The organism is Erwinia mallotivora (genome assembly GCF_000590885.1).
GTDB lineage: Bacteria > Pseudomonadota > Gammaproteobacteria > Enterobacterales > Enterobacteriaceae > Erwinia > Erwinia mallotivora.
This window is the reverse complement of record NZ_JFHN01000021.1, coordinates 19,898-37,198: the sequence shown is the minus strand read 5'-3', so window position 1 is coordinate 37,198 and position 17,301 is coordinate 19,898. Positions and strand designations below refer to the sequence as shown.

The 17,301-nt window shown below is 54.8% G+C and carries 18 protein-coding genes and 1 pseudogene; 10 read left to right on the top strand and 9 right to left on the bottom strand.

Annotated features, from left to right (window positions below; translation table 11 throughout):
- The first annotated feature begins 82 nt into the window (after positions 1 to 82).
- The 7 genes from BG55_RS02930 to BG55_RS02900 all read left to right on the top strand — a co-directional run bounded on the left by BG55_RS02930 (position 83) and on the right by BG55_RS02900 (position 4,936).
- Positions 83 to 1,597, top strand: coding sequence for an amidase (locus BG55_RS02930; RefSeq protein ID WP_034934199.1), 1,515 nt, complete (start codon positions 83 to 85; stop codon positions 1,595 to 1,597).
- Between the two features lie 38 nt (positions 1,598 to 1,635).
- Positions 1,636 to 2,259, top strand: a complete 624-nt coding sequence (gene nthA, locus BG55_RS02925) for a nitrile hydratase subunit alpha (protein WP_034934197.1) — start codon at positions 1,636 to 1,638, stop codon at positions 2,257 to 2,259.
- Between the two features lie 30 nt (positions 2,260 to 2,289).
- A complete protein-coding gene (gene nthB, locus BG55_RS02920) occupies positions 2,290 to 2,949 on the top strand; it encodes a nitrile hydratase subunit beta (protein WP_034934194.1) in 660 nt (219 codons plus the stop codon).
- Positions 2,946 to 3,380: a nitrile hydratase accessory protein gene (locus BG55_RS02915; protein WP_034934192.1), complete on the top strand. Its 435-nt coding sequence runs from the start codon at positions 2,946 to 2,948 to the stop codon at positions 3,378 to 3,380. The genes nthB and BG55_RS02915 overlap by 4 nt, the downstream gene beginning before the upstream one ends.
- Positions 3,381 to 3,413: 33 nt before the next feature.
- Positions 3,414 to 3,623 carry a CbtB domain-containing protein gene (locus BG55_RS02910; protein ID WP_034934190.1) on the top strand — a complete coding sequence of 70 codons (210 nt, stop codon included), beginning with the start codon at positions 3,414 to 3,416 and terminating at the stop codon, positions 3,621 to 3,623.
- A 77-nt stretch (positions 3,624 to 3,700) separates the two neighbouring features.
- Positions 3,701 to 4,183 (top strand): LysR substrate-binding domain-containing protein, encoded by a 483-nt coding sequence (locus BG55_RS02905; protein WP_052018658.1) that lies wholly within the window; start codon positions 3,701 to 3,703, stop codon positions 4,181 to 4,183.
- Between the two features lie 309 nt (positions 4,184 to 4,492).
- Positions 4,493 to 4,936, top strand: coding sequence for a hypothetical protein (locus BG55_RS02900; RefSeq protein WP_034934187.1), 444 nt, complete (start codon positions 4,493 to 4,495; stop codon positions 4,934 to 4,936).
- A gap of 125 nt (positions 4,937 to 5,061) precedes the next feature.
- Here BG55_RS02900 and BG55_RS02895 read toward each other — a convergent pair whose 3' ends face one another.
- Positions 5,062 to 5,970 (bottom strand): LysR substrate-binding domain-containing protein, encoded by a 909-nt coding sequence (locus tag BG55_RS02895; RefSeq protein WP_034934185.1) that lies wholly within the window; start codon positions 5,968 to 5,970, stop codon positions 5,062 to 5,064.
- Positions 5,971 to 6,174: 204 nt separating this feature from the next.
- Between BG55_RS02895 and BG55_RS02890 the strand changes: the two genes are divergently transcribed.
- Both BG55_RS02890 and BG55_RS02885 read left to right on the top strand, forming a co-directional pair.
- Positions 6,175 to 6,738, top strand: coding sequence for an NAD(P)H-dependent oxidoreductase (locus tag BG55_RS02890; protein ID WP_034934183.1), 564 nt, complete (start codon positions 6,175 to 6,177; stop codon positions 6,736 to 6,738).
- 103 nt (positions 6,739 to 6,841) lie between these two features.
- Positions 6,842 to 7,576: pseudogene (locus BG55_RS02885) on the top strand (carboxymuconolactone decarboxylase family protein); the annotation flags it as partial.
- Here BG55_RS02885 and BG55_RS02880 read toward each other — a convergent pair.
- The 8 genes from BG55_RS02880 to pspF form a co-directional block, all read right to left on the bottom strand.
- Positions 7,547 to 8,692: a CMD domain-containing protein gene (locus BG55_RS02880; protein ID WP_034934181.1), complete on the bottom strand. Its 1,146-nt coding sequence runs from the start codon at positions 8,690 to 8,692 to the stop codon at positions 7,547 to 7,549. The pseudogene BG55_RS02885 and the gene BG55_RS02880 sit on opposite strands and share 30 nt — an antisense overlap.
- Before the next feature lie 109 nt (positions 8,693 to 8,801).
- Positions 8,802 to 9,614: a putrescine export ABC transporter ATP-binding protein SapF gene (sapF, locus tag BG55_RS02875; protein ID WP_034934179.1), complete on the bottom strand. Its 813-nt coding sequence runs from the start codon at positions 9,612 to 9,614 to the stop codon at positions 8,802 to 8,804.
- On the bottom strand, positions 9,614 to 10,606 hold the full coding sequence (gene sapD / locus BG55_RS02870) for a putrescine export ABC transporter ATP-binding protein SapD (protein ID WP_034934176.1): 993 nt from the start codon (positions 10,604 to 10,606) through the stop codon (positions 9,614 to 9,616). The genes sapF and sapD overlap by 1 nt, the downstream gene beginning before the upstream one ends.
- A complete protein-coding gene (sapC, locus tag BG55_RS02865; RefSeq protein ID WP_034934174.1) occupies positions 10,607 to 11,497 on the bottom strand; it encodes a putrescine export ABC transporter permease SapC in 891 nt (296 codons plus the stop codon).
- A 283-nt stretch (positions 11,498 to 11,780) separates the two neighbouring features.
- The gene (locus BG55_RS02855; RefSeq protein WP_034934169.1) at positions 11,781 to 12,410 is read right to left on the bottom strand and encodes a hypothetical protein; all 630 of its coding nucleotides are present in this window, start codon (positions 12,408 to 12,410) and stop codon (positions 11,781 to 11,783) included.
- A gap of 99 nt (positions 12,411 to 12,509) precedes the next feature.
- The gene (gene sapB / locus BG55_RS02850; protein ID WP_034934167.1) at positions 12,510 to 13,475 is read right to left on the bottom strand and encodes a putrescine export ABC transporter permease SapB; all 966 of its coding nucleotides are present in this window, start codon (positions 13,473 to 13,475) and stop codon (positions 12,510 to 12,512) included.
- The gene (gene sapA, locus BG55_RS02845; RefSeq protein WP_034934165.1) at positions 13,469 to 15,100 is read right to left on the bottom strand and encodes an ABC transporter substrate-binding protein SapA; all 1,632 of its coding nucleotides are present in this window, start codon (positions 15,098 to 15,100) and stop codon (positions 13,469 to 13,471) included. Before sapA ends, sapB begins: the two co-directional genes overlap by 7 nt.
- A gap of 363 nt (positions 15,101 to 15,463) precedes the next feature.
- Entirely contained in the window at positions 15,464 to 16,465 is a 1,002-nt protein-coding gene (gene pspF, locus BG55_RS02840) for a phage shock protein operon transcriptional activator (protein WP_034934217.1), read from the bottom strand.
- Positions 16,466 to 16,628: 163 nt separating this feature from the next.
- On the opposite strand from pspF, the gene pspA reads away from it, so the two are divergent.
- Positions 16,629 to 17,294 (top strand): phage shock protein PspA, encoded by a 666-nt coding sequence (gene pspA / locus BG55_RS02835; protein ID WP_034934163.1) that lies wholly within the window; start codon positions 16,629 to 16,631, stop codon positions 17,292 to 17,294.
- Positions 17,295 to 17,301: the final 7 nt, after the last annotated feature.

Here is a 17,301-nt window from a genome sequence, read left to right as displayed (position 1 = left end):
TGTCCGGCTCAGCCAGGCAGACGCGCCGTCGGCAGGTTATTTTCACTCCATGAACCACGTCGTTTTTCTGTAAGGAACCGTTATGGCTATTGAACGTCCCGATATCGCTCAGTTACAGCAGCTTGCCCGTCAGCTCCATCTGCATATCTCAGAAAGCGAGGCGGCGGAATATCTCGCGCTGATGCAGCCCAATTTCGATGCCTATGACCTTGTCGATCAGGCAGAGGATGAGATCCCGCCCGTGCGCTGGCAACGTGGTCCGGGCAGGCGGCCAGACGGCGAAGAAAACCGCCTGAATGCCTGGTATTACAAAACAGAAGTGACGGGTGCCGCCACAGGCAAGCTGGCGGGAAAAACCGTCGCGCTGAAGGACAATATCGCGCTGGCCGGTGTCCCCATGATGAACGGGGCCAGCTCGCTGGAAGGGCATATTCCCGCCTTTGATGCCACGGTGGTCACCCGCCTGCTGGATGCCGGGGCAACCATCAGCGGCAAAGCCACCTGTGAACATTTCTGTCTCTCTGGCGGCAGCCATACTTCCGATCCGGCACCGGTACATAATCCGTGGCGACAGGGTTACAGCGCCGGCGGTTCATCATCCGGCAGTGCCGCGCTGGTGGCGGCGGGCGAGGTGGATCTGGCGGTGGGCTGCGATCAGGGGGGATCCATCCGCATTCCCTCTGCGTTCTGCGGCACTTATGGCATGAAACCCACCCATGGACTGGTGCCCTATACCGGTATCATGCCGATTGAGGCCACGCTTGATCACGCCGGGCCGATCACGGCGAACGTCAGGGATAACGCCCTGATGCTGGAAGTGATGGCCGGAGAAGATGGTCTTGATCCGCGCCAGTATGGCGGCCACCGCGGTAGCTACAGCGATGCGCTGGAGAAAGGCGTCAGCGGACTGAAAATTGGCGTGGTGACCGAAGGGTTTGCCTTACCGGCGCTGACCGACGGCGTGGCAGAAAAAGTGCGTCAGGCCATATATCGGCTGGAAAGCCTCGGCGCTGTCAGCCGCGAAGTTTCAGTGCCGGGTCATCAGCTGGCTGCGGCCCTCTGGTCGCCGATCGGCTGCGAAGGGCTGACCATGCAGATGATGCACGGCAACGGCATGGGGTTTAACTGGGAAGGGCTGTATGACCTTGATCTGTTGGATCGCCACGCGGGCTGGCGTCAGAGTGCAGACAGCCTTTCTGCTTCGCTGAAAATCTGCATGTTAATCGGCCAGTTCGGTCTGAGTCACTACAACGGACGCTATTATGCCAAAGCGCAGAATATCGCGCGCCGTGCCCGCGCCGACTATGACCGCGCGCTGGGCGATTTCGATCTGCTGGTGATGCCGACCGTGCCCTTCACCGCCCGCAAGCTGCCGGAACCCGGCTGCTCATTAACCGAAACCATCTCCTGCGCCTTCGGCATGATTGGCAATACGGCGGCGCTCGACGTGACCGGACACCCGGCGATGTCGGTTCCCTGTGGGCTGGTCGAGGGTCTGCCGGTGGGCATGATGCTGATTGGCCGCCACTACGACGAAAGCACCCTCTATCAGGCTGCTGCCGCCTTCGAAGCCAGTGGTGACTGGAAACTGATGTAACAGCCGTCAGGCATATCACAACCTATACGGAGAACCCCATGTCACACGACCACGACCATGAGCATACCGAACCACCTGAAGAAATCGCGCTGCGCGTTAAGGCGCTGGAGTCTCTGCTGACGGAAAAGGGCCTGATGGATCCGGCGGCGCTGGATGAGTTAATCGATACCTATGAACACCGCATTGGTCCACGTAATGGTGCCAGGGTGGTGGCAAAAGCCTGGTCTGATCCGCAGTACAAAGCGCGTCTGCTGGCCGATGGCACCCGTGCCATTGCTGAGCTGGGATTTTCCGGCGTGCAGGGGGAAGACATGATGGTGGTGGAAAACACCGCGCAGGTCCACAACGTCACCGTCTGTACGCTGTGCTCCTGCTATCCGTGGCCGACGCTGGGGCTGCCGCCAGCCTGGTACAAATCTGCACCCTACCGCTCACGGATTGTTATTGAGCCACGCAGCGTGCTGGCTGAATTTGGCCTGAACATCAGCGAAGAGACGGAAATCCGCGTGTGGGACAGCAGCGCAGAGCTGCGTTATCTGGTCCTGCCGCAAAGACCGGCAGCTACAGAAGGCTGGAGTGAGGATCAACTGGCGGCGCTGGTCACCCGTGATGCGATGATCGGCACCGGCGTGCCGCGTCAGCCTGCGGGCGAGCCGCAATAACGTCTTTTTGACGCAATTCTGGAGGTTCTGATGAACGGGATACACGATCTGGGCGGTATGCACGGCATGGGGCCGGTGATAACGGAAGAAAACGAGCCGCCTTTTCATTACGAGTGGGAACGGCGCGCCTTTTCGCTGTTTGCCTCGCTGTATGTTGGCGGCCATTTCAATGTGGATATGTTTCGCCACGCCATTGAGCGCATGGACCCGGCACACTACCTGGAAGAAAGTTACTACCAGCACTGGATGCATGCCTTTGAAACCCTGCTGCTTGAAGGCGGAGTGATCACCGCAGAGGAGCTGTCCGGGGCGGTAAAAGCGCAGCCTGCTCCGGCAGAAACGCCGGTGCTGAAACAGGAGATGGTTCAGGCGGTGGTCACCACCGGCGCATCCGCCCGTGTTGATGCGCAGGTAGCCGGGCGTTTTCAGGCTGGCGACCGGGTCAGGGCAAAAAACATCAACCCCTGCGGGCATACCCGTCTGCCGCGCTATATCCGTGGCAAAACCGGCACCGTTGAGCTTGATCACGGGGTATTTATTACCCCGGACACGGTGGCGCATGGCAAAGGCGATCATCCGCAGCATGTTTACAGCGTCAGCTTCAGCGCCCGTGAACTGTGGGGCGATAACGCGCCGCCAAAAGACACCGTACGTATCGATCTGTGGGACGACTATCTGGAGGCACCATGAACAGAGAGACTGAGACACCTTTTGCCAGCCCGGAACAGGAGGGCGCGCCTTTTGAGCATCCCTGGCAGGCCCAGATATTTTCGCTGATCGTTCATCTGCATCGTGCCGGACACTTCAGCTGGAAGAGCTGGGTGGCGATGTTCAGCGAAGAGATCACCGCAGCCCCGCTGTTGGCGGGGGAAAGCGTTAACGATGCTTATTACCGGCAGTGGGCCGCGGCAGCGGAGAAGATGCTGCTGAAACTGCAACTGACCGGGCAGGATGAGATCGTCCGACGCACGGAGCAGTGGCGACAGGCTTACCTGCATACCCCACATGGTATGCCGGTGATGCTGAGCAGTGCAGAGTGCGCGCCTGAACATGCTCATCACCATCCGACGCTACGCCAGCCGGTGGCCGTCAGTCCGGCCTTAGTCAGTCGCAGCGCCTGAGATGTCACTTTCTGCTTACAGAGGAATAAAAAAATGGAACGTACCGCCAGTGAAATTACTTTACAACCCGCACCGATCCCCGTAACTGCCGTGTTGCCCTGGGCGACCTTTATTGTGCTGATGGTGTTGCTGTCAGTCTATTTTATTGGTGCAGAGCAGGGCGCAACCGCGCTGTTTTCCGGCAATCAGGTGCATGAGTATTTCCATGATGCCCGGCATCTGCTGGGATTTCCCTGCCACTGAGGATCACACTATGACCGGAAAACTTCTGTTACAGGGAATGCTGGCCGGGCTGCTGGCCGGCGTGAAATAATCACACGGTGGATGCCGGGATCGGTTTTTTTGAGCCTTCGACGCTGCGGGAGTTGCATTTGCAGATGGAACCCTTACCGGACAAGGGTGCGGAAGTGGTGTTTCATCCCCGGTTTTTTCCGCAACTGGTGGGTGAAGGAAGTCTGGCGCTCAGTGCATTGCATCACCTTCCGCTCTGTCTGTCTGAGCAGACACGCTATTTCCGACGTTATCTGGATAATCACTTTCTTGATGCAGCGATCACGCCAAGAGTCATTGTGGAAACCTCTTCGGTGTTTCAGCTCTCTCAGGCGGCGCTGGTTGGCTTAGGTTGCCTGATTTCTCCTCGTGGACATCTGCCAGATGAGATGATGTCCACACTGCAATCGCGTCTTCTTGCCATTGCGCCGATGTCCCGACAGGCGGCGGTGGTTGTCGCTGCGCCGGGGCGGGCGACGCCGCTGGCACAGCATTTTTTCGACTGGATCAGGCAGTGGCTGGCTGAGCAATAAAACGAGCCTGCGCCCGCTGGATGTAAAGCCACCTTTTAAATAACCTTTTTAAGGTATTTACCATTTTATTATTATAAATTTATCTTTTGTATTGAAAATAATTTAATTTATTACCGTGTGATGTAAAATCTTTCTGTTATTTTTTTATCGAAAAAATAGCGTTTATTGATATTCCTGAAAGAAGATTTTTTATATTCTTTGAGTGTGATTTATTTTTGCATTTTTTATTAAGAGGTAGAGGTTTATATTGTGGTGCGCTATTTTAAAGAGTAACTCCCTATGAAATAACCATCAATGCAGGAGATAAGTATGTTTAAATGTGAAACATCGACATCCAGGCCTTTACGCACTGATGCAATTGAACGCGGAATTGAAAATGAACGCCGCGTCACTGAAAGAAAAAAAATTGAAGTTTCATTTGATAAAAGAATTCTGCACGTCACTAATAGTAACGGCACCTCTTTTAATATGGGAATGCCGCGGGGTGATTCAGTTATCATCGAGGGACTGGCCCATCGAATTTTTGAAGAAAAGAAAGAATCCTCTGCGAACACCACGATATCCAATGCTAAAACTGAATGCACACTTAAAAAAGAACGCTGCGTCACTGAAAGAAAAAAACTTGATGTCTCATTTGATAAAAGAATTCTGAAAGTCACTAATAGTAACGGCACCTCTTTTAATATGGGAATGCCGCGGGGTGATTCAGTTATTATCGAGGGACTGGCTCATCGCTATTTTCATGCAAAATAAGAATCCTCTGCGGACATCACGAAAAAAATTGTCGGCGAGTCGGAAGCATTATGGCTGTCATCGACGATCACAGTTCCGGCATTACTGCCGGATATGTGCTTCCTGCACGGACGGGCTGTGTAAGGTCAAAGCGCGGTGCGCTGCGTGGAGGCCAGCAAAAAATCAATCAGGGCCTTCACACGTTTCGTTTTGCCCGCGCTTTTCGGATAATAAAGATAAACCGGTGGGTAGGTTTTCCAGTAATTCTCCATTACCGGCAGGAGTTTCTCCCGGTCGGGCTGTAAGCGGTGAACAGGTTCAAATAAGCGTCCAATCCCCAGTCCGTTACGGATGCCATCGGCCATCACATCAATATCGTTGCTGATAAGTTGGGCTGGCATCTCAACGGTCAGTGCCTCTCCGTTCACCTCCAGCATCAGCGGGAGAATACGGTTATTGGTGATAAAGCGATAACCAATCAGCTGATGGGCGCTGAGATCGGCTGGCTCGACAGGCATTCCATACTTTGCCAGATATACGGAGGAGGCGTAGAGCCCTTCACGGAATGGCTTCATTAACAGCCGGGCGACCACGCCACCCTCCAGCACATCACCAAAGCGAATCCCCAGGTCAAAACGGTCGTCAATCACATTGACGGTGCCATCAAAGACTGAAATCTCCAGCTGAATGGCGGGATAGCGTTGACAGAAGGCGGCCATCGTGGGTTTGAGAATTAACAGCCAGGCGAAACGTGACAGTGTAATGCGCACCAGGCCTGAGGGTGCCTGATTCTGCTCGCGGATACTCTCCAGTGAGCTTTCCAGCGAATCTACTGCGGCGGTGGTTTTCTCCAGCAGTTGTTGTCCGGTTTCAGTCAATTCAATACGCCGGGTGGTGCGTACAAAAAGGGCGTGCCCGATATGCTGTTCAAGCAGTCTCAGCGCATTACTGACTGAGGGTGGGGTGATTTCAAGCTTCCTCGCGGCCGCTGTAATACTGCCTTCCCGTGCAATGCTTTGAAAGATGCGGATCTGATTGTATATGGCGTTATTCATCGCGAAATTCTGTAACAATGGCCTGTTGATTATTAACTACAGGCTAAAGATGCTGAAGTCAATCCTCGCCTGAACTGCCCGGAAAATAGCACTGACGGGGGATTGTTAGTTTATGGCTAAAAGTGATTAAGCTATTACTGCTCTAATAAAAAGCGTATGTCCGGCCTATACTGCTGTCAGGATTAACTTTTTAAAGTATTGAAAATGAATAATATTTTGATTATTTCTGGCCATCCCAATCTTAATCAGTCGGTGGCGAACAGCACAATTATCCTTGAGCTGGCTGCCGCGCTCCCCGAGGCTGAAATCCGGCGTCTTGACTGGCTGTATCCTGCGGGCAAAATCGACGTCGGCGCAGAGCAGGAAAGCCTGCTGAAGGCAGAGATTATTGTCTGGCAGTTTCCTTTTTCCTGGTATGGGCTTCCCGGGCTGATGAAATGCTGGCTGGACGAAGTTTTTGTTCACGGTTTTGCTCACGGCTCAACGGCAAAACTGGCGGGTAAAAAATTGCTCCTTTCTTTCACTACAGGTGCACCGTCTGCACTCTACGCTTCAGACGGTTTCTTTGGTCATCCGGTTGAAGAGTATCTTTTACCCTTCGAAACGACGGCCAGGCTTTGCCACCTGGCGCTGTTGCCCCCGCTTTATACCTGCGGTATCAGCTACGCCGACCGGGATGCTGAGAAAATTGCACAACAGAAAATCCTTGCCAGAGAACATGCTTCCCGGCTGGTTGAGATGTTGCATGCCTTAACCATTAATGCGTAATGGAAAGAGATCACGATTCGTTTCCCCAATTCTGAAGCAAGAGCAGCATAAACAATGCTGCCCGATCCCTGCGCGGTTAAAACTGATTTAACCGTCTGCCATAAGAGGTGAAGCTATGATCAACACAGAACCTTCAGCGCTCGCCACGACTGACATCCTGTCTGTCTCTCCGGCACTGGCCCGATTCGGTCGCGAAGTCATTTCGCAGGATCTCTGGCAGCGTGATGTGCTGTCCAGGCGTGACCGCAGCATGGTGACTGTTGCAATGCTGATAGCAAAAAATCAGGCCGCTGAACTTGGGCACTATATTGAGGTGGCCCTTGATGGTGGCGTCACTGCGGCTGAAATATCAGAAGTCATCACCCATCTGGCGTTTTATGCCGGCTGGCCCAATGCGATGTCAGCCGTCAGCGTCACCCTGCCGATTTTTCAGTCGCGCGGCGTGATGGCAGACAGGCTTCCTGAGGCCTCTGCTGAACTGCTTCCGCTCAATCAACAGGCCGAAAAGCAGCGGGCAGAAACGGTGGAAAAGAGTGTCGCGCCCGTATCGCCCGGACTGGTCAGATTCACCGCCGACCCGTTATTCCTCGATCTCTGGCAAAGGCCCGCATTGCAGCCGAGGGACAGGAGTCTGGTGACGGTCAGTGCATTGATTGCATCGGGACAGAGTGGGCAGATTGCTTATCACCTGAACCGGGCGATGGATAACGGACTGACGGCGGAAGAGGCGGGTGAAGTGGTCGCCCAGGCCGCGTTTTATGCAGGCTGGCCGAATGCGTTCAGCGCTGTGCCCGTTGTCGGCGAAGTGTTACGCGCCAGGCGATCCCAGGGTTTGTAATAACCGGTTACTCCAGTTGGCCAGCGCCACTTGCAGGATCACCGCCAGCGTCGTTTGCTGCGAAAATCCGGCCTCACTCAACGGTTGCAGGTGAGCGCTGCTGAAGCGTTCGGGCGCGCGCGTGAGCTGGGCCGCCGCCTGAATAATCGCCTGTTGCGATCGACTGGCACGGGTCAGCGCCTGAGAGACGCTTTGCCGAAGTGGCTGGCGTAATTCTTCATTTTCATAACGCCAGAAGCAGGTTGCACTGCCATTGATCCTTGCGGCAACGGCGGCAGCCAGCGCGCACTCTGGCGTCTGCTGCGTTTCCTGTAAAGTGTTGATTAAGGTGCTCCAGCCGCTGAGCGCGTCAGCATCGTGGGCCAGCAGCCAGGCACAGTCACTGAGCAGGGGTTGTGGCTGACACCATGTCAGGGTTTCAAGCTGACGGGGTGACGCGTAGCGGAGTTCAACCGGCGACAGCAGCGGCTGCCAGGGCGCGGGATGTTCAAAACCGTCGGCGGCGGCATCTTGCGGTTCTGATATACCGGGTATCCAGCGCACCGGCAGTTGAAGCATCGCCATGATGCCTGCCTGTACCCGCGCCTGGTAGCTGACAAAACCAATAATCTGGCTGAAGGTGATGATATCTGGCGCGGTCAGACCCACTTCATCCAGACGCCGTAGTGAGGCCGCAGTAATCAGTGACGGCTGACTGGCCAGCTGACGGGCATATTCAGTAATTTGCGTCAGGCGGCGATTGCTTTCTCTGGAAGAGTCAGGACTGGTAAGCGGATTAAGCCTGGCGGCGTAATGATTGCACAGGCGCTGGACACCGGTGACCTGAGCCACCGTCAGGGCGGTACTGAGACGGTCATAGAGCGTCAGAGTATGGGTCAGAGATGTGTCCAGCTGTGCAGGAAACAGCAGTTGATAAAGTTCGCGTGAAGCCAGCAGGGCAGGCTGTGCCTGTTCAAGCAGGGCGTTCAGTTCAGCAGAACAAAGCGGGACAAGGTCAAGCAGGAAGCGATCCTCAATGCCGGCGGCTTCAGGGACCAGCGGTGCGGCAGGTGCACTCAGCGTGCATTGTGTTTCATGATACCAGTGGCTGTTGCCGGAAAAACGGCGCTGTTCCATGACGATTCCTTTATCTGCGAGGATGCCGCTATCCTCGCCCAGCCGCAGTAGTCAGCAAAATAACGTTCAGTGCTAACCAATAACAGAAAGGCATAAAACCGAGCTCAGCTCAAAGCGGGTGATCCCTGCGCCAGGCGTCTGCGGTCAGGGCTTCGCCAAAATGGCTGTTAATCAGCCTGCGGGTTAAATCGTGTAACGGGCTGGCAAGCACCTCCGCCGTGCTGCCACGCTCGACCACTTCTCCCTGATGCATCACCAGCACCTGATCGCTGATGTGCTTCATCATCCCCAGATGTTGGGTGACGTAGATATAGGCGATGCCGTGTTTATCCTGTAACTCCAGCATCAGGTTGATTAGCTGTGAGCGCATCGACATATCCAGTGAGGCGAGGGCTTCATCGGCAACAATCACCCGTGGTTGCAGGATCAGCGCGCGGGCAAGCCCAATACGCTGCTTCTGGCCGGGGGCCAGCATGTGGGGATAATAGCCGGCGTGATCGCGCAATAACCCGACCTGACGTAGCGTGGCGATAATCCTTTTTTCGCGCTCTTCCGGCGTCAGTGACGTATTCAGCCGCAGGGGAAAGTCAAGGATCTGACTGATGCGTTGTCGGGGATTGAGCGCCGTAGAGGGATCCTGAAAAATCATGCGGATATGCTGACTGCGATAGCCATAGTCACCGTATTCCAGCGGATGATCATCAATAACAATTTCGCCGCCGCTGGGGGCGACCACCCCACTGAGCATTTTTGCCAGCGTCGATTTACCCGCGCCATTCTCACCAATAATGGCCAGCGTTTGCCGCTCGCGCAGCATAAAGCTCACCTCTTTCACCGCCTCCACATGCTGCCGCCGGAACAGGCCGGTGCGATAACGCCACGTTTTGCTGAGGTTGCGCACTTCCAGCAGGGTTTCAACCATCACTGACTCTCCATATTAAGCGGGAAATGGCAGGCAAAGAGATGTGTTTTCGCCCCGGTCAGTCGTGGTCGGGCAATGCAGGTCTTCTGGGCATAGGGGCAGCGTGGTCCCAGCCGACAGCCGGTCGGCAGATGTTCCAGCGACGGGATCGCTCCGGGTAAGGTATTGAGTCGGCTCTTATGGGGCAGTGAACGACCAAAATCAGGCATCGCCCGAATCAGCGCCTGGGTGTAAGGATGATGCGGCGCGGCGATCAGATCTTCGCTGGTTGCGGTTTCGACGGTTTGTCCGCAGTACATGACGTTGATGCGATCCGACCACTGGCTGAGCATCTGTAAATCGTGGCTGATCAGCAAGATGGTGGTGTTATTGTTCTGATTCAGCCGTCGCAACAGCCGAAAAATCTGTGCCTGAGTGGTGGGTTCCATTGCGTTAGTCGGCTCGTCTGCAATCAGCAGACGCGGCTGGTTGGCCAGCGCGATGGCAATCATCACCTTCTGACATTCGCCTTCGGTCAACTCATAGGGAAAACTGCTCATAATGTCTTTGTGGTCTTTAATGCCCACGCGGTGCAGCAGATCGATGGCCCGACGATGACGCCAGCGAAAACGTTGATACCAGCGGCCTTTCCAGGTCCAGCCGGGGATGGCCTGCATCAGCTGACGGCCAATGTTTTCAGATGGATCCAGACAGGATTGCGGCTCCTGAAAAATCATCGACACATTATGCCCGACCAGCTTACGCCGCTCGCGCGGGGAGAGGCGCAGCAGGTCGGTATCGTCAAAACGCATCCGGTCAGCGGTGACGCGCCAGTTGTCTTTGGTCACGCCACAGATGGCTTTCGCTATCAGACTTTTACCCGAACCTGACTCGCCGACCAGCCCACGAATTTCCCCTTCGGTCAGCGTCATACTCACCCGGTCAACGGCTTTCACCGGGCCTTCAGCGGTCATGAATTCAATGGTCAGATTACGAATATCAAGCAGCGGCATTTATTCCACTCCCGCAACAATGGCCCGGCGTACGCCGTCACCCAACAGGTTGACAATCAGTACGCTTACCATAATGGCTGCCCCTGGCAACATCACGGTCCAGGGGGCGACATAAATCAGCTCCAGCGCGTCACCCAGCATGGCACCCCATTCCGGTGAGGGGAGCTGCGCGCCGAGATCGAGAAAACCCAGCGCGGCAATATCCAGGATGGCGATCGATAAGGCGCGGGTGAACTCGCTGACCAGCGAAGCCAGAATATTGGGGAAAATGGCATGTCGCAGAATATTCAGGTTACTGGCACCATCGAGGCGGGCGGCAACCACGTAATCTTTTTCCCGTTCGTCATGGACGGCGCTGTAAACCGAACGCACCAGACGCGGGGTAATCGCCAGAAAGACCGCCAGCAGGGCATGTTCCAGTTTCGGCCCCAGAAAGGCCACCACAATGATGGCCAGCAGTAGCGAAGGGATTGACAGCAGCGTGTCAAGTATATGGTTCATCACCGCCGAGCGCAGTCCACGAGTCAGCCCGGCGAGAACGCCCAGTAGCACGGCGAACAGCGCGGCCGGCAGGGTTATGATGATGGCAGAACCGACGGTCGAGGCGGCCCCGCTCAGCAGGCGACTGAGTACGTCGCGGCCGAGGTCGTCAGTGCCTAAAAAGAATGACACATCGCCATAGCGTGACCATGAAGGTGGGAGTAACTGGTAACCGAGAAACTGTTGGTCCAGTCCATAAGGTGCCAGAAACCGGCCAAACAGGCAGATAAACAACAGGGCGATAAAAGCATAGAAGCCAACCATCGCGGTGGTATCACGATAAAAAAGCCGCCAGGTATGGCGCAGAGGACTGGGCAGCCGTTTCTCGGCATAGATATCAACAGAGGGCATAGGTGTTCACTTGATTGTGTTTTGCAATGCTCGAGCTCATTTGAAATTCCGCAGACTGTCAGTCATGTAAGATGCATTCCCTCGGCAATATTCTTCAGCATATCTGCGTGAGTACCGCACTGATTTACCTGCATGGCCGGGGTAAATCCGGGCCTGCCGGCACAGCCCGGCTGAATCTGTTCAAAAAAATCTTCTCAGTCGCGTCAACCGTAAATCAGGCTGTCGCTTACCTTGAAGGGACAGGTTATCCGGGCAGTGGTATCACGATGATGTGCTGAAATGTTTAACTGGCAGGAAGTGGCAGCTTCGAGATGATCGCAAGCCTGTTTTGATGCTGCTGAGGATCTCCCCACAGCCACTGTTCGTAACGGCCAACGTCATCATCTGACCTCATTACATGCAGGTCGCAACTGATCATATCGTACGCGTAAACTCTGAGGCCATAAGCCAGAGCGTCATACATACGGGCCTGCCAGAAAGACATGCCATCGTGCGTCTGGTTCATATCCGAAACAATAACATCATACTGATCAAGCAAATAGCTCAGAAATATAATGCCTGCCAGATCGTGAAGTTCTTTTCGGTGTTTTGGCTTCTGGGTACGCCAGACCAGTACCTGAGTGACAGGACGGCAGTTGAGAAACGTATCAGGTTGAATAACGACCCTGTTGTAGTAAGCGATGTCTTCAGAAACATCGTTGATGAGCGCCAGTTCAAAATGGTTCTGGCTCAACAGGCCGGAAAGACGACTGTCAACACGCACAATCCGGTAGCCTGGCGATAAAGTGACGCCTTTAATGTTAACGTCTTTACCCCGGGCGAGAGCAGAATAGAGGGCGCGATTATCCTCGCTTTCGTTCAGATGAGCGAAAACCTGGTTAATCTTTGCCGCATTAACCAATTTTGTTGGCATATGCTCCCCCTTACTGTTGTTAAAATAACCGCGTAATTGCTGATGATTGTATCGCTGGCGCGCTGTTTTAGCAATTAATGGGGCCGGTACTCTGTTTCCTCATCGCAGGGCATACCACTCCTTGTGCTTAAGTGGGTTGGTCATCGCCCCGAGAATATCCGCCAGCACATTGACACTGATGACCATTGCGCCAACCAACATCACCCCTGCGGAAATCGCGGCATAATCCTGCTGACGTATGGCATCGACCAGCCAGCGCCCCAGTCCTGGCCAGCTGAACACCACTTCGGTAATCATGGCCAGCGTCAGCATGGTGGAAAACTGCAAACCCAGGCGGGGGATAACCGGCGGCAGGGCATTGTGCAGCACATGACGGCGAATGATCCCCGGTCTGGACAGCCCACGGGTTGCCGCCGCCTTGATGTAGTTCTGCTCCATGACTTCCCGCGTACTGATGCGCAACAGCCTGACCACTTCAGTGGTTGGTGCGAGAGCCAGGGTGATAACCGGCAGGATCAGATGACGCAGGGCGCTCATCATCATTTCATGCCGCCACGGCGAATGACTGAGCCAGGCGTCAATCAGTGAAAATCCGCTGATGTTTTTTACCGGATAAAGCAGATCAAAGCGGCCGGAAACCGGTAACCAGCCAAGATTGAGTGAAAAAAGCAGCGTCAGCAGCAGTGCCAGCCAGAAGACCGGCATTGAGAAGCCCAACAGGGCAAAAATGCTGATCAGACGGTCGGGCAGGCGGTTGTGCATCACGCCTGCGGTGATCCCTAAAGGAATACCAATAAGCATTGCCAGACTGAAGGCCATGATGCACAGCTCAAGGGTGGCTGGAAACACCTCCCGCAGCTGGGAGACAACAGGGTCACCGTTGATGCTCGACACACCAAAATCGAGCTGAAACAGTCCTTTATACCAAAACAACAGCGCATCACTCAGCGACGCACCCTGCAAGGGCGCATGAGGCGTGTAATAGCACAGGCTGAATCCCACCAGCGTTAACATCAGCAGCGTCACCAGCCAGAGTACCAGACGACGCAGGGCATAAATTACCATGAGGATTGCTCTCCGTTTCTGTCACGCCAGACACCGGCGAAGGACGCATTACCAAACGGACTGAGCACCAGCCCGTGAATATCATAACGATAGGCCTGGAGCCGTAGCGATGAGGCCAGCGGCAGCACCGGTAGCGCCTGAGCCAACAGCGTTTGTGCCTGATTGTAATAGTCAATACGCGAGGCCAGCTGCTGTGAGAGCAGGGCCTTGTGGAGCGTCTCATCAAAAGCCGCATCGCACCAGTGAGCGAAGTTGGTCTGTGAGCCAATGGCGGCGCAACTCAACAGTGGGCGGAAAAAACTGTCCGGATCGTTACTGTCGGTGGTCCATCCGGTCAGCGTCAGGTCATGGTTCATGGTCATCAGACGCGCCTCCTGAAAACGACCTTCAACGGGGACGATGGTCACCCTGACGCCAACCTGGGCGAGATCGGCCTGGATCAGCTCAGCGGTTTTCAGCGGGCTGGGATTCCACGATTGCGAAGAGGAGGGCACCCACAGGGTAAGATGCAGATCCTTTACCCCCAGCGCCTGCAACTGCTGACGCGATTTTTGTGGATTGTATTCTGTCACTTTCGCGTTACCGTCATAAGCCCATGAGGCGCGCGGCAGGATGGATGCGGCGGTTTCTGCCGTGCCGTAATAAATTGAGGCCATCAGGCGTTCATTATTGACCGCCAGTGACAGTGCCTGACGCACTGCCGGCTGGTCGAGCGGTGCCTTACGGGTATTAAACGCCAGATAGGCAATATTCATTCCGGGACGGAGCGTCAGACGAAGGCGTGGATCGTTACGCAGTACCGAAATCTGACTTGCGGCGGGATAGGCCAGCACGTCACATTCGCCGGTAAGCAGTTTGGAGAGACGACCGGTTCCGCCTGCGCCCATATCAATCACCACCTGCTGCATGCGTGGTACCCCTTTCCAGTAGCGAGGATTGCGCGCCAGGCGGATATACTGCCCGGTACGGTACTGGCTTAATTGAAAGGGGCCGGTTCCCACCGGTTGCCTGTCGAGCTGTTCCTGCCGGTCCCTTTTGCTCAACTGGCTGGCATATTCAGCGGAAAGAACGGGCGCATAGTGGGTGGCCATATGCCACAGAAAGGAGGCATCCGGGCTGTTAAGCCGGATATCGACGGTATATTTATCCCGTTTCTTGACGCTTTGCACGGCATCGGCAAATTGCAGGCTGTCAAAATAGGGATAGTTACCGCCGTTGACATTGTGCCAGGGGGAGCGCCTGTCGAAAATGCGTTGAAAGCTGAACACCACATCATCCGCGTCAAGCGTGCGGGTGGGGCTGAACCAGTTGGTTTTCTGGAAACTGACGTTGCGGCGCAGATGGAAACGGTAGGTTGCGCCGTCATCCAGCACTTCCCAGCGTTCTGCCAGCTCCGGAATCAAACGATAAGTGTAGGGATCGACATCCAGCAGCCGGTCATACAGCTGGGCGGCAAGGGTATCGACCACCAGTCCGCCACTGGCCATCTGCGGATTGAAGGTGGTTACCGTGCCGCTGACACAGTAAACAAAACCGCTCTGGCGGATATCATCCGGCGCAGCTGAAAAAGCAGAGGCACTGGTCAGGCTGAGGCTCAGCAGCAGAGAAGAGAAAAATATACGCATTAAGTTATCTGAGAAATCAGGCAATGTTCAGAGTGTACCGCACTCTCTGCTGCTGCCCAAAATTTGCCGGAAAACGGGTGGATTTTCCGCCACCCGGCAGGGGACAGGCGGAGATAAAGGGTGACAATACACCCAGTCAGTTTATGGTAATGAGAAAAATTCTCAACAAACTGCTTTACAAATGATATTGCGAATGATTACTATTCACCTGCGCTTCAACGGTGGCTCTGCCGGAGAAGAGCACGACATTGCTCACATTGCTTCCAGTATTTTTCAGCCCGCCTTGCGCGGGCTTTTTTTTGCCTGATAGCGGCGATGTTTACCGGACCCGCGTGTGCTGATTGACAGCCTCAGCAGGCAGAATTACTGCGGGCTGGTTTTAACGTCAATCTCGTGTTTTTTCATCATTGCGCGCAGTTGATGGTAAGTCAGGCCCAGCAGTTCGGCGGCACGACGTTGATTAAAGCGTGACTGGTGCAGACTTTGTTGCAGCAATGCTTTCTCCTGCTGATTCTGCCAGAGGCGCAAATCAACGGGCAGAGTGGGTTGCCCGTGCGATTCTCCCGGGGAATCACTTTCAGTCGCGGGCTGAGGACGCAGAAACGGGTTGATGATGATGTTATCCAGTGCCTGATCCGTCGCGTTATGGCGATAAACCGACCGCTCCACCACGTTTTTCAACTCACGCACGTTGCCGGGCCAGCTGTAGTCAAGCAGCACGTCGCGTGCCGTGCGTGAAAAACCGGGGAACAGCGGTAAACCCAGCTCACGACACATCTGAATCGCAAAATGTTCTGCCAGCAGCAGGATATCACTGCGCCGCTCACGCAGGGGAGGCAGCTGCACCACGTCAAAGGCCAGTCTGTCGAGCAGGTCAGCGCGGAATTTCCCCTGACGCGCCAGCAGAGGCAGATCATCATTGGTTGCGCAGACCAGCCTGACGCTGACCTGTAACGGCTGACTGCCGCCGACGCGCTCCAGCTGACCATACTCAATCACCCGCAGCAGTTTTTCCTGTACCAACATCGGCGCCGTCGCCAGTTCATCAAGGAACAGCGTGCCGCCATCGGCGCGTTCAAAGCGGCCGAGGTGGCGTTTTTGTGCGCCGGTAAAAGCCCCGGCTTCGTGGCCGAACAGTTCCGAATCGAGCAGGCTCTCGTTTAACGCGGCACAGTTAAGGGAAATAAACGGTCCCTGCCAGCGCGCCGAGAGGTAGTGCAGACGGCTGGCAATCAGCTCTTTGCCGGTGCCTCGTTCGCCGATCACCAGCACGGGTTTATTCAGCAGCGCCACGCGGGAAACTTGTTCCAGTACTTCCAGAAAGTTATTCGACTCACCCAGCAGGCTGTCATTAAATTCACTCATGAAATTCACCATAAGTTAGTTATTCAGACCACATTAACCAGACGCGCTGGCGATGTAAAGCCGGATAAACAAGTAAAATCAGTGAGATAAAAACTGGCACGCTATTTGAATATATCCCGTCAGCGCATCGCGCAATCAGAAAAGACTAAAGAGGATTGTGATTATGGGTATTTTTTCTCGTTTTGCCGACATTGTGAACGCCAATATCAACTCGCTACTGGAAAAGGCCGAAGACCCGCAAAAACTGGTTCGCCTGATGATTCAGGAAATGGAAGACACGCTGGTGGAAGTTCGCTCCACTTCAGCGCGTGCGCTGGCCGAAAAAAAACAGCTGTTGCGTCGCATCAGCCAGGCGGAAACTCAGCAGGCGGAATGGCAGGAGAAAGCCGAGCTGGCACTGCGTCGGGATAAAGACGATCTGGCCCGTGCCGCGCTGATTGAAAAACAGAAACTGACCGAACTGACCACCTCGCTGACGGCTGAAGTGGAGCAGGTGGAAGAGACGCTGAGCCGAATGAAAGGCGAAATTGTTGAGCTGGAGAAAAAGCTCAGCGAAACCCGTGCGCGGCAGCAGGCGCTGACGCTGCGCCATCAGGCGGCTTCCTCCTCTCGTGATATACGGCGTCAGCTGGACAGCGGAAAAATTGATCAGGCGATGGCCCGGTTTGAATCCTTTGAACGCCGCATTGACCATATGGAAGCGGAAGCAGAAAGCCAGCGTTTTGGTAAACAGAAAACGTTGGATCAGCAGTTTGCTGAATTGCAGGCCGATGATGAAATCGGTGAACAGCTGGCAGCATTGAAAGCCAGAATCAACCGCAGCGAGTAATGCAACT

What these genes read in the sequence shown, in the direction of transcription:
- nthB (WP_034934194.1), top strand. Translation starts at nt 2,290, where the DNA reads ATGAACGGGATACACGATCTGGGCGGTATGCACGGCATGGGGCCGGTG.
- pspA (WP_034934163.1), top strand. Translation starts at nt 16,629, where the DNA reads ATGGGTATTTTTTCTCGTTTTGCCGACATTGTGAACGCCAATATCAAC.
- sapF (WP_034934179.1), bottom strand. Translation starts at nt 9,614, where the DNA reads ATGGTTGAAACCCTGCTGGAAGTGCGCAACCTCAGCAAAACGTGGCGT.
- sapA (WP_034934165.1), bottom strand. Translation starts at nt 15,100, where the DNA reads ATGCGTATATTTTTCTCTTCTCTGCTGCTGAGCCTCAGCCTGACCAGT.
- sapC (WP_034934174.1), bottom strand. Translation starts at nt 11,497, where the DNA reads ATGCCCTCTGTTGATATCTATGCCGAGAAACGGCTGCCCAGTCCTCTG.
- BG55_RS02880 (WP_034934181.1), bottom strand. Translation starts at nt 8,692, where the DNA reads ATGGAACAGCGCCGTTTTTCCGGCAACAGCCACTGGTATCATGAAACA.
- BG55_RS02895 (WP_034934185.1), bottom strand. Translation starts at nt 5,970, where the DNA reads ATGAATAACGCCATATACAATCAGATCCGCATCTTTCAAAGCATTGCA.
- sapB (WP_034934167.1), bottom strand. Translation starts at nt 13,475, where the DNA reads ATGGTAATTTATGCCCTGCGTCGTCTGGTACTCTGGCTGGTGACGCTG.
- BG55_RS02855 (WP_034934169.1), bottom strand. Translation starts at nt 12,410, where the DNA reads ATGCCAACAAAATTGGTTAATGCGGCAAAGATTAACCAGGTTTTCGCT.
- BG55_RS02930 (WP_034934199.1), top strand. Translation starts at nt 83, where the DNA reads ATGGCTATTGAACGTCCCGATATCGCTCAGTTACAGCAGCTTGCCCGT.
- BG55_RS02890 (WP_034934183.1), top strand. Translation starts at nt 6,175, where the DNA reads ATGAATAATATTTTGATTATTTCTGGCCATCCCAATCTTAATCAGTCG.
- nthA (WP_034934197.1), top strand. Translation starts at nt 1,636, where the DNA reads ATGTCACACGACCACGACCATGAGCATACCGAACCACCTGAAGAAATC.
- BG55_RS02910 (WP_034934190.1), top strand. Translation starts at nt 3,414, where the DNA reads ATGGAACGTACCGCCAGTGAAATTACTTTACAACCCGCACCGATCCCC.
- sapD (WP_034934176.1), bottom strand. Translation starts at nt 10,606, where the DNA reads ATGCCGCTGCTTGATATTCGTAATCTGACCATTGAATTCATGACCGCT.
- pspF (WP_034934217.1), bottom strand. Translation starts at nt 16,465, where the DNA reads ATGAGTGAATTTAATGACAGCCTGCTGGGTGAGTCGAATAACTTTCTG.
- BG55_RS02900 (WP_034934187.1), top strand. Translation starts at nt 4,493, where the DNA reads ATGTTTAAATGTGAAACATCGACATCCAGGCCTTTACGCACTGATGCA.
- BG55_RS02915 (WP_034934192.1), top strand. Translation starts at nt 2,946, where the DNA reads ATGAACAGAGAGACTGAGACACCTTTTGCCAGCCCGGAACAGGAGGGC.